The sequence below is a fragment of the Mesorhizobium sp. WSM4313 genome, assembly GCF_002294725.1.
In the GTDB taxonomy this organism is placed as follows: domain Bacteria; phylum Pseudomonadota; class Alphaproteobacteria; order Rhizobiales; family Rhizobiaceae; genus Mesorhizobium.
Map to the genome: position 1 here is coordinate 106640 of NZ_NSFT01000002.1, position 9550 is coordinate 116189.

At 58.9% G+C, this 9550-nt stretch carries 16 protein-coding genes; 4 read left to right on the forward strand and 12 right to left on the reverse strand.

Features of this window, described 5'->3' with window-relative positions:
* Nucleotides 1-75 precede the first annotated feature (75 nt).
* The 4 genes from CK219_RS05310 to CK219_RS31070 form a co-directional block, all read right to left on the reverse strand.
* The gene (locus tag CK219_RS05310) at nt 76-303 is read right to left on the reverse strand and encodes a hypothetical protein (RefSeq protein ID WP_095765725.1); all 228 of its coding nucleotides are present in this window, start codon (nt 301-303) and stop codon (nt 76-78) included.
* Entirely contained in the window at nt 293-469 is a 177-nt protein-coding gene (locus tag CK219_RS31615) for a hypothetical protein (RefSeq protein ID WP_176476937.1), read from the reverse strand. Before CK219_RS31615 ends, CK219_RS05310 begins: the two co-directional genes overlap by 11 nt.
* Entirely contained in the window at nt 462-1490 is a 1029-nt protein-coding gene (locus CK219_RS05315) for a hypothetical protein (protein WP_141245300.1), read from the reverse strand. The genes CK219_RS31615 and CK219_RS05315 overlap by 8 nt, the downstream gene beginning before the upstream one ends.
* Nucleotides 1491-1576: 86 nt before the next feature.
* A complete protein-coding gene (locus tag CK219_RS31070) occupies nt 1577-1816 on the reverse strand; it encodes a hypothetical protein (protein ID WP_141245301.1) in 240 nt (79 codons plus the stop codon).
* A gap of 116 nt (nt 1817-1932) precedes the next feature.
* Here CK219_RS31070 and CK219_RS05320 point away from each other — a divergent pair, with 116 nt between their 5' ends.
* Together CK219_RS05320 and CK219_RS32055 are read left to right on the forward strand one after the other, a co-directional pair.
* Nucleotides 1933-2238, forward strand: coding sequence for a hypothetical protein (locus CK219_RS05320; RefSeq protein WP_095765727.1), 306 nt, complete (start codon nt 1933-1935; stop codon nt 2236-2238).
* Between the two features lie 156 nt (nt 2239-2394).
* Nucleotides 2395-2712 (forward strand): hypothetical protein, encoded by a 318-nt coding sequence (locus CK219_RS32055; protein ID WP_245340402.1) that lies wholly within the window; start codon nt 2395-2397, stop codon nt 2710-2712.
* A gap of 356 nt (nt 2713-3068) precedes the next feature.
* Here CK219_RS32055 and CK219_RS05330 read toward each other — a convergent pair whose 3' ends face one another.
* The 6 genes from CK219_RS05330 to CK219_RS05355 are packed head-to-tail and all read right to left on the reverse strand — an operon-like array spanning nt 3069 to nt 5034.
* The gene (locus CK219_RS05330) at nt 3069-3275 is read right to left on the reverse strand and encodes a hypothetical protein (protein ID WP_095765729.1); all 207 of its coding nucleotides are present in this window, start codon (nt 3273-3275) and stop codon (nt 3069-3071) included.
* On the reverse strand, nt 3272-3721 hold the full coding sequence (locus CK219_RS05335; protein WP_095765730.1) for a DUF3102 domain-containing protein: 450 nt from the start codon (nt 3719-3721) through the stop codon (nt 3272-3274). Before CK219_RS05335 ends, CK219_RS05330 begins: the two co-directional genes overlap by 4 nt.
* Complete coding sequence (locus tag CK219_RS05340) at nt 3718-4014, reverse strand: DUF6074 family protein (RefSeq protein ID WP_245340403.1); 297 nt, start codon at nt 4012-4014, stop codon at nt 3718-3720. The genes CK219_RS05335 and CK219_RS05340 overlap by 4 nt, the downstream gene beginning before the upstream one ends.
* Complete coding sequence (locus tag CK219_RS05345) at nt 4011-4658, reverse strand: hypothetical protein (protein WP_095765732.1); 648 nt, start codon at nt 4656-4658, stop codon at nt 4011-4013. Before CK219_RS05345 ends, CK219_RS05340 begins: the two co-directional genes overlap by 4 nt.
* Nucleotides 4655-4849 carry a hypothetical protein gene (locus CK219_RS05350; protein ID WP_095765733.1) on the reverse strand — a complete coding sequence of 65 codons (195 nt, stop codon included), beginning with the start codon at nt 4847-4849 and terminating at the stop codon, nt 4655-4657. Before CK219_RS05350 ends, CK219_RS05345 begins: the two co-directional genes overlap by 4 nt.
* Nucleotides 4846-5034 carry a hypothetical protein gene (locus tag CK219_RS05355; RefSeq protein WP_095765734.1) on the reverse strand — a complete coding sequence of 63 codons (189 nt, stop codon included), beginning with the start codon at nt 5032-5034 and terminating at the stop codon, nt 4846-4848. Before CK219_RS05355 ends, CK219_RS05350 begins: the two co-directional genes overlap by 4 nt.
* 113 nt (nt 5035-5147) lie before the next feature.
* Here CK219_RS05355 and CK219_RS05360 point away from each other — a divergent pair, with 113 nt between their 5' ends.
* Nucleotides 5148-5609 (forward strand): Arc family DNA-binding protein, encoded by a 462-nt coding sequence (locus CK219_RS05360; RefSeq protein ID WP_095765735.1) that lies wholly within the window; start codon nt 5148-5150, stop codon nt 5607-5609.
* A complete protein-coding gene (locus CK219_RS05365; protein WP_095765736.1) occupies nt 5606-6853 on the forward strand; it encodes a tyrosine-type recombinase/integrase in 1248 nt (415 codons plus the stop codon). Before CK219_RS05360 ends, CK219_RS05365 begins: the two co-directional genes overlap by 4 nt.
* An 891-nt stretch (nt 6854-7744) precedes the next feature.
* Here CK219_RS05365 and CK219_RS05370 read toward each other — a convergent pair.
* Both CK219_RS05370 and CK219_RS05375 read right to left on the reverse strand, forming a co-directional pair.
* Nucleotides 7745-8176: a hypothetical protein gene (locus CK219_RS05370; RefSeq protein WP_141245302.1), complete on the reverse strand. Its 432-nt coding sequence runs from the start codon at nt 8174-8176 to the stop codon at nt 7745-7747.
* Nucleotides 8177-9204: 1028 nt separating this feature from the next.
* Nucleotides 9205-9540, reverse strand: coding sequence for a hypothetical protein (locus CK219_RS05375; RefSeq protein ID WP_245340405.1), 336 nt, complete (start codon nt 9538-9540; stop codon nt 9205-9207).
* Nucleotides 9541-9550 lie beyond the last annotated feature (10 nt).

Below are 9550 nucleotides of genomic sequence, written 5' to 3' on the forward strand. Positions count from 1 at the left end.
GGCACTCTCCGTGACCCCGGAGCGGTTAGCGCCCAATTTCTCGTTCGCAAAAGTTGAAGTCCCCCCCGGGGGTGCTCATTGATGGGTGATCCCGTTGCGGCGCTTGACCAAGCGGATGAGCGCGTTCATCTCGACGGGCCTTGGGTCGCGGCCGAACTCCTGACGCACGATGTCGACCTCGACGGCCAATTGCTCTTCGAAGCTGAGAGGAGGCGGCTGCATCCTGCGCACGGCATCCTCGGGCTCTTCACCTGGGAGCGTCTCCAATCGCGACCACTCCGGGCCTGGGCTGTCAGCATCCATCGGCGCAATCCTCCTTTTGCCCGCCAATTGCTTTGCGCTTGACCGCATAGCGCGCGATCTGCGCGAGCCTGGCCTCGGCCTTTTGATCACCGAGAACACGCCGCAGCACGCGCTCTCGCTTCACCGCTAAGCGCGCCTTGAATTCCATCTTCTCGGCCTCATTCATGGCTTGTGCCGTCCCTTCCTTTTTTCACGGCCAGTATCCAGAAATCGCCATTGAAGCGCCCAGTGCACTCGACTCGGCACACCCACAGGCTGCCGGCTCTCGTCACCGCGTCCCCTGGCAAGTAGAACGCCGTTTCACTGTGGATTCCGCGATAGACCATCGCCGCGGTAACGTGACGTTTTTCACTGACAACCTCGCCGCTCCGCATGAACCGGCGGACGACCACGCGGCCGCTGTCTTCGATGGCCTCGTCGATGTCGAAGGGTTCGCTTTCGAGCTTGGCGGCCCTAGCTTCGATGGCGGCAAAGCGATCATCGAGAGCCGAGGCGTTGGCCTTGGCCAGTTCGACCAGTCGGTTCTGGATGTCATCGAAGCGAGCCTTCAGATCGGTCTCAAGCTTCTCGATGCGCTCGTCACGCTTGCGAAGGGTGGCGCCGATCTTCTCCACCAGGCCAGCCGCATACCGCAGTTGCTGCCTTAACTTCACAGGCCGCTCGAGATGATCGACGGTGAGATTGGACGATTTGACCGCCTCTTGGTAGCGTTTGAGGCCTCGCTTTTCGATCGCAACTTCCTCGGCATCAAGATTGCTGCTGATCGCCAGATGCCGGATCTCGTCGGCTATTTCTTCTTCAATGGTCCGCGCGTTCTTCGCCGGTGCGGGCGCGCTGACAATGGTTTCCCAATCCTGCCTCTTTGATCCGTCTCCGTTGATCAGTTTCCAGACGCTGCCCTCGGTGACGATCAGGGCGCCGCGCTGGTATGCCTTGCCGCGCTCCCATCTAGGGATCGGCGGATGGCCGGCAACGAGGCGCGGGACCATGGCTTCCAAGACGCGGATGTCTCCGGCGACGAGCTTGGCCGATTCCTCCTGGCCCCTATGCTTGAAATGCCTGGACTTCTCTTCCAATGAGCGAAGCAGGGCCGAAACATCAACCAGCGTGACGCGATCGGCGCCACCGACTGCTTTGAGCATCTGCTCTACTGTTGCGTGCGGTGATCGGGATTTTTTGATCGCCATCTAGGTGTTGCTCGACCGGGTTGCTTCGTCTGATTCCTGTCTACACCCGTGAATTTTGGCGTTACGCTTTACCGTCACGCTGAAATTCATTTCAGGTCGAGACGCATCCTCCGAAGCATCTCCGCCAGGACCTTGGCCGGATTGTCCGCGTCCCAGTCCGGCACCATGCCGTCGATCAAATCGACGAGCTTGTCGTGCTTCCGACGAGCCCTGCAGGCGCGGCCGCGCAACTTGGCCAACTCCCGCCGGCGCGCCGCCTTTGCTGCCCGCTCGTCTGGTGACAGATCACGGCGAGGCCTGCCAACCTTGCGATCGGCGCCGCTCACCGATTCCTCCTATGGGGCCGTCTCTTTGGCCACGCCTGCGACGGACCCTCAGGAACAAACGCCGGCGCCAGCGGTTTCTCCAGCGAAGGGATGTTCAAATCGATTGGAATTTCGCAATGAAGATCCTGCTTTTGAGCGCCCTTGCGCTGGCTATCGCCGCTCCGGCCGTCGCGTCCGCGGCTGAGGCCGATGTCGTTATCTCGACGCATCATCGCCATCACCACCGGAACGCCGTGATCTACTACGACGAGGACGGCGGCCGTCTTCATCATCGTCACCACGGCCAAGAAGCCTTTTACGACAACGGCAATCGCGGGTGGCGCTACCACCATCGCCGGCCGGATACCGTGATCGTCACAGGCTCGATCCATCGCCACCATCGCCCGGTCGTTATCCAGCAGGACGACGACAGCGATTACTGATCGCCGAGCTTTGACCCGGCTTGGGATTTGCTGAGCCGGGTCACGCTGCATCGTCGCGGCCCTCGGGCCAGCGCTTCGAGTATTCGCGCTCAAGTACGCTTGCGACGAGGTCGCCGGGCGATGTGGCGCGGTCATGCGAGCTCCCGCTGCGCCACGATGAACTCCAAGGAACTCTGTCTTGGTTGGCTGTGTAACAGCCTGTATGCAAGCGTGACGGAACCTACGAAGCCCCGGAAATCTTTCGCTTACCTGAAGCTCAGCCCGCGAGGTTTTTCCGTGACCCAACCGGCCGATATTTTGAACTCCGAACTCGCCGATGCCAGAGAGCGCATCCACCAGACCGAGCTGGCGCTGCAACGCACAGAAGCCATGCTGGCCGAAAACATCGCACTCAGCCGCAAGGTGCGCCGTCTGGTGGATGCCGCAGAGCAGGAGATCAATCACTCCAACGGCGAAGGTCAAAGCGCCGGTTGAATCAGGCCAGCACTGACGGTAGACGAGGCTTTTCAGGACGCAGTTCGGTCTGGGCTCTCGGGTTAATCGATATATTCCTCCCCACACGCCAAAGTTTAATGCGGGCGTGTCGGTGGTTATGATAGAGACGAAAGGCTGGATGTCTCTTGGGAGGAGTTCCGTCCTTTGGATATGAAATCGAAGCTCGCCAAAATGTCGGCGGCGCTGCTCGCTAGGCGTGCCGCTGCGGCTCAGTCCACAACCGCTACCGTCAAGCCGATCCGAACGTCGCTCGCTGACGTTCCTCTCAGGCGCCAAACACTTCCGTTCAAGCCGAAGCCGCCGATCCGTCCCTGCAGCAACATGTAGCGCGGCGATCATTCGTCGCGCCCTTCCGGCCACCTACGCCACCACTCGCGTTCGAGTACGCTCGCCACGAGATCCCCGGCCGGCGAGCGCGGCGCGTCATGAGCGGATTGGTGCTCAGCCAGAAAGCGTACGTCGGGCATCCGCTCGACCGCTTCGGAGAGGCAGCCGAGGGCTTGGTTGATCCATGCCGCGGCAGCGCGGTGGGCTGGGCTCATGCGCCCTCCCACTCCGCCCGATGAGCTTCAACAAACTCGGTCGGGAACATCGCTACCATGTCGTCGATGAGTTCGAGTACCCGAGCCATTGGCTCAAGTATTTCGTCGCTTCCCGCGATCGCTTCGGCCTCGGCTTCGCCCATTGCCAGCAATGCCTGCTTACGAAGGGCAAGGAAGCGAAGGGCTGGATTGATGCCGCCCAAAAACGACACCATGTCGGATTTCAGGTTGGAGGCAGCGAGGCTCATAAACCGCTGAGCCGCACGTTCATGAAGTCCCGTCTCTTTCAGGAACGGGAGCCATTGGCCGTGATCGACAAGAGTCTTTGCCTCGATCAGCAACCGACCAGCGACGATCGCCGCATCCGCTGCCGTCCGTTCGGCGCCTTTCATGACGACAGCGGCGCGTTTGATCTCAGCTGCAAGGACAGGAATCCGGTTGCTCATGCGGCGTTGCCTCCCGGCCGCTGCTGATAGGTCTGCCGGATGATTTCGGCTTGAACTGCAGCCCAGAAGGCGCCGAGCTGTTCGTCCTGTTCGCGCTCGGGAATGCCCAGCCGGGTCATGTGGCCCAAGAGGCCGGTCGTCACCTGGTCGCGATAGCTTTCAGCATGCCGGTCGGTCGACTTTGCCAGCATCTTGCCGGCCACCTCACGGATACGGCCGATACGGCGGATGAGCGGGAAAGCGATGACATGGCAGCCGGGATTCCAGTCGAGCAGTTCCATCTGAGCGCTCATGCCGCTCTCCCCTTTGCTCTGGCATAGCTGTTGGTCTGTTCCTCTCCCTCGCGCGGGTAGACGCCAAGTTCTGTTCCGTCAGAGCGGACTTTGGTATCCCTAAGGTTTCCCACTAAGGTATCTACTTTACGGTGACCGTAAGGAACTTGGTTATCGGTGACCGGTAAGTTGTCCTTATCGGTGACCGGTATTTTTCGAGACTGCTTCCGAAGCCGGCCATCGCGGAGCGCAACCGCCTCCTCGCCCTTGGCAAACTGTGGCTTGGAAATCCGTTCCGCCATGTCGGCAGCCCAGCTAAAATTGAGCTTCAGGAACAGACCCCGGTCGCCTTTTTTTGGCGCAATGGCAGCCGGTACATCTCGCCTGTGGACCTTCTCCAGAGCACCGTCGCGTCTCATTTTCGAGATCGCCGGACTCACCTTCTCTGGGGTCAAATTGAGCTCGGCCGCGAGGCGATCGAGGGAGGGATAGGCATAGCCGATCTCTGGGTTGTAGAAGTCGGCCACCTTGGTCGCCACTCGCCCCAGGATGGTCTCCCGCTTCCACTTCGGCGCCGCATTTACCGCGTCGCGCCAATCGTATTTGGTCAACTCCGACAGTTCCTTTCGGAACCATGGCTTTCGCTGTTTGGGCGCCTCGCTCATGCGGCGCGCGCCCGGCGCAGCGTCGTCTCACGGATGACGACAACGGCTTGGTGTGGCGTCAACCCAAAGCGCCGCTGCAGCGCCGGCACGATTGGCCGTTCGACGTTGCCATAGTTGGCGACGTAGAACTCGATGGCTTGATCGACTGCGGCCGAATGCTCGTGTTCGGGCGGAGTGAGGTCGGCGCTCATGCCGCATCCTCCATGAAAAAGGCGATCAGCTTGCCGCGGCTGGCGACATAGCGCTCGCCGACCTGCTTTACCATTGGCAGCTTGCCGCTGCGGATCATGTGGTAGGTCTGCTGATAATTGCGGCCGATCAGCTTGCCAATTTCCTCGACGCCCCAGATGAGGTCGAGTCCTTCCTGCTTCTCCATCAGTTTTGCTCCTTCATATCCACTGGATATGATGAGAGGCATAGCCAATGGATATACTTGACGCAAGCTGAATAATAGCCAATGGCTATGACAACCACAGGAAAAGTGATCCCATGCCTCCAAGCCGCACCAAGTCTGACCAGTTTCAGTTGAGGCTTCCTCCTGGGCTGCGTGACCGGATTCGCGCCTATGCCGAGAGGTTTGGACGATCGATGAACGAAGAGATCGTAAGGATTTTGGAAAGGGAGTTCCCGGCGCCAGCCTCTATCGAGGAAAAGCTTTCCGAGCTGCTGGGCGTCATCTCGATCCTGCGAAAAGGGCGAACGGCCGAATTCTTCGGACGGTTTTCAGAGGAACTATTCTCGACCCTGGTCGACGTCGCAAACGGGAGAGTGAAAGTCGACGAGGACGTTCGCGGTCAGGTTCAAACAGCTCTTGAGCAGTGGCAACAGGCGGAAATCGAGAACAGCCGATTGCGCTACACTGACCGCATGGACGACGAAGAACATGAAGTCTTCGAGCGCACTGGTGACACTACCAAGCTCATCGATCCGTTCGAGGAAGATAAAAAATGAGCATCCGTAAGCGCACATGGACCAATGGCAAGGGCGAGGAAAAAACTGCCTGGGTGGTCGACTATACCGATGCCAAGGGCGTTCGCAGGCTGAAGACATTCGCCAAGAAAAAGGAGGCTGACAGTTTTGCCGCCACGGCCAAGGTTGAGGTCCGTGAAGGTGTGCATGTTGCCGACAGCGCCAGCGCCAGGGTGAAGGAGGCCGGCGCCTTCTGGATAGCCAGCGCGGAAGCTGCCGGCCTGGAGCGGTCAACAGTCAATCAATACCGGCAGCACCTCGATCTCCACATTGTCCCACTGATCGGCGACACGCTGCTTTCCAAACTCTCGGTCCCGACCATCAGAGCGTTTGAGGATGATCTCCGGCTCAAGGGACGATCGCCTGCGATGGTGCGCAAGTTGCTGATCAGCCTCGGCTCGCTTCTGGCAGACGCGCAGGAGCGCGGGCTCGTCTCTCGCAATGCCGTTCGAGAGAAAAGCCGCTCACGCCATAAGGGCAAGGACAGACGCCACGAAAGGCGCCAGAAGGGCCGCCTGAAGGTAGGGATAGACATTCCGACCCGGGAAGAGGTCAAGGCCATTGTAGCCGCCCTGGAAGGGCGCTGGAGGCCATTGTTTCTCACCGCCATCTTTGCCGGCCTCAGGGCATCGGAGTTACGTGGCCTTCGCTGGCAGGACGTAGATCTCGACAAGCGCGAAGTCCGCGTTCAACAGCGCGCCGATCGCTTCAACGATATCGGCAAGCCGAAGTCGGAAGCTGGAGAACGGACGGTCCCGATTCCGCCCATGGTGGTCAACGCAATGAAGGAATGGAAGCTTGCCTATAGCCGGCCGATTGTCGGCAAAGATGACGACAACAAACCAATCCGCGAAGACGCAAGGCAGTCACATCTCGTCTTCGCCAACGGCAGTGGCAACGTGGAGAGTCTCGCCAACATCATCAACCGCGGATTGATCCCGGTCCAGATCGCGGCCGGCGTCAGCGTGGCGACGGACAAAAACGATGAAGATGGCAATCCGATTATCGCCGCGAAATATACCGGCATGCATGCGCTCCGGCATTTCTACGCTTCATGGTGCATCAACCGGCCACAGGACGGCGGCCTCGGGCTTCCTCTGAAGGTGGTCCAGGAACGCATGGGCCACTCAAGTGTGACAATGACGGCCGATGTCTACGGGCACTTGTTCCCGCGTGGCGACGATGCAGACGAAATGGCGGCGGCCGAACGGTCATTTCTAGCATGAGAAGCCCTTTCGAAACTTTAGTTAGGGGAGTGTTCGCCTTCCTTGGTTTTGGCGTCCTCATCTGGGTGATCGGCTACTGGTTGATTTATGGCTTCAACTGAGCGCAACGCGACATAGACGCGACATGGCGCGCCGAACGTCTTGCGCTACAAGGACTCTGCTCGGACTGAAAATCCGCGTGTCGGTGGTTCGAATCCGCCTCTGGGCACCATCCCCTCTTCTCCTGATAGTCCCTTTCGCTGAAGCTTCTACGCCGCAGCCTCTGTAAACGGCTGAAATTGTTGGTCTTTTCGGGTCAGTTCGCGAATTTAAGCGCGGTTGGGCCGTTTCGAGCGCATTTGGTCCAACGGCGGGTGGGGATGGTATTTCCGTTGGTAATGGACATCCTTTTGGTATCGGGACAGCCAAAGGAGATCTGATAAATGGCCCTTTCCGACGTGAAATGCCCGTGCAAGGCGTGGGGATTCGCACGACGGTGTCACTTCAGCAGTGTACCCGTCCTGTGGACCGCGCTGGGGAAGCCGTTCAGGGAGAGCGCCAGATTGGTCTCCTTGCCCCCGTCCGCAACCACCTTGACCTGGGATGCTTTTGCCGTCGCGCAGGTTGGCCAAAAAATTCAGCGGCATATACGCGCCTTCTGATATCGATATCCTTCAGAGGATGTTCGACCAACTGTGAGCGACGTCCGGCCCTCAAAGACGAGGAGCAGAGGGAATGCCTTGCCTGTGAAGTGATTGCAGCCTTTGATAGTGTTCTCGACGAGAACGATTTGTGGAGATCGCTTTCAAAGCTCCGTTTGCCAAGAGAGCTTAGTGCCACGGCTTTCGAAATATAGCTGATCACGAACTTCGGATTCCAGTCGCGCCGCAGACGCGGAGCGCCGCGTCCCCATTAAGCGGATTTGGCCACGTCCTCGATCAATTTCGCCAGCAGGTGGCGGAATCTTTGGTCGGACTTATCCCCAATGTGCCCTATGTCTTCCGCCACCATCCCGGGTGCAGAAACTGACACCTCGCCACTTATCGAAACGCTGACCCTGAACGCTCTTGTGTGGTTCTTTTCCACGCCGCCATTCGCGTAGATTCGAAATTTGACAGAGGGCGCTATGGCATTAACGTCGCGGCGTGGCATGCTCTCTATATCGATCGTCACCTCTGCCGCCACATCTGCCTTGGCCGCTTCTAACGACGCGACCACCACATCCGTTAGCCAAGCTCTGGCTTGCACGCCAAAGTCCACCTTTGGGGTATTCCCATCCCCTGTCTGTTCCTGCTGATCGTGAGCTTTCTTGCCCCGCTCAAGGGCCTCTTTGAATTTGGACATTCTGGTCGCCTCCGACTGGTCAGCGCATGAGGCCGACGGCAGATCGGCTGCAGCTCTCCAGTCTAAAGAACGCACGCAATCGGCAGATGTTGCGCGGAACTGAATTGGGTGCGTCTATCGGTGTTCGTCCGATTGCGAGACGAGGGCCCTCAGCTTACGTCCTTGGCCCGCTGCCGTCTTTCCGTGCTAGACGATCTAGGAGTCTTTGAACTCGACCAGGAAGCCACCTTTCAACGCGAAAGATCGGCAGGCTTAGCAAATGTCTCCGGACCGCCTCGTTGGAGAACTGGCCCCTCAGCAACTCGGCAACTCGATCGTTCTGACGTAGCCCGCGCGGCATTTCTTGGCACCTGTTTGCTTTCTAACCAGCGCCGGTGTTGAAGTTCCCAGCGGCTGAGGCCGAGCACGACATCTCCCAGTTTTATGATCGAACGGCGATCTCCACTGGCAGCGGGGAGCGCTGGTTCTGCAGCGAAGCTGATGCCCGATCCGAAGAATGCCGAAACGCACGCCGGTAGCGCCCACCGTGGTCCTGAACTGCTACACAAGCGCGGCTTTGGTTCCTCTGACGGCCAGCGAGCGTCGTCAGGTTAGGAGTGTGTGGTCGAGCTTTGTGGGCCATCAACTCAACACCAACCCGGCCACCAAAATGACCACCGCGAGGGATACTGGAACGGCCAGCAACCAGCCCGCTTCCGTTAAATCGATTTCGGCGTCTTTCACGAACACTCTCCTTTTCAGGAGAAGGATTCAATCGCCCAATGGTTCCGCTGATGCTAAGCCCACCTCGAGGTAAGTCGCTCCATCGAGGTTCCAGCAAGATTCCCTCCGTGGCTGCGGCCCACGATGACCGCGCTACCTCATCAGAGCTTAATTCGGCGAGACATGCCCTCACGGCCACGGGCCATTTCGGTCCGCGCTTAGACTATTCGAGCAGATTTTTAGCGGCTGCACATTGTCTCACAGCGGACGCCCCCGTGCTGATTATTTACCGAGACCGGCTGGAAAAGGACGCCGTTGTGGTCGCATCACTCATGGCTGTCGAATGCGACGAAAGCGCCAAGACATACCGCGTCGGAGACTATCAGGTCCACTAGCTCGCAATCCGTCTCAATTAGGTGGGGATCACGCTCGCGGATGGTCCAAATAGTGTCCTTAATGGAGATCGTATCGCCGGGCCGGACGTTGGCGAGCAGTTGTCGAACCAACTCCACAGTTTGACCACGCGGCCGATCACCAATGGGAATCCCCACCACTGAAATCCCAAACCCAAGCACCCGAATTTTTTCTACCTCGGCGGAACAAAAAGCAATCAGTATCTTTTCAAAGCCGATCCGCGATGGCACCCGGAGAATTCCGGCCACCCAGGTTCTT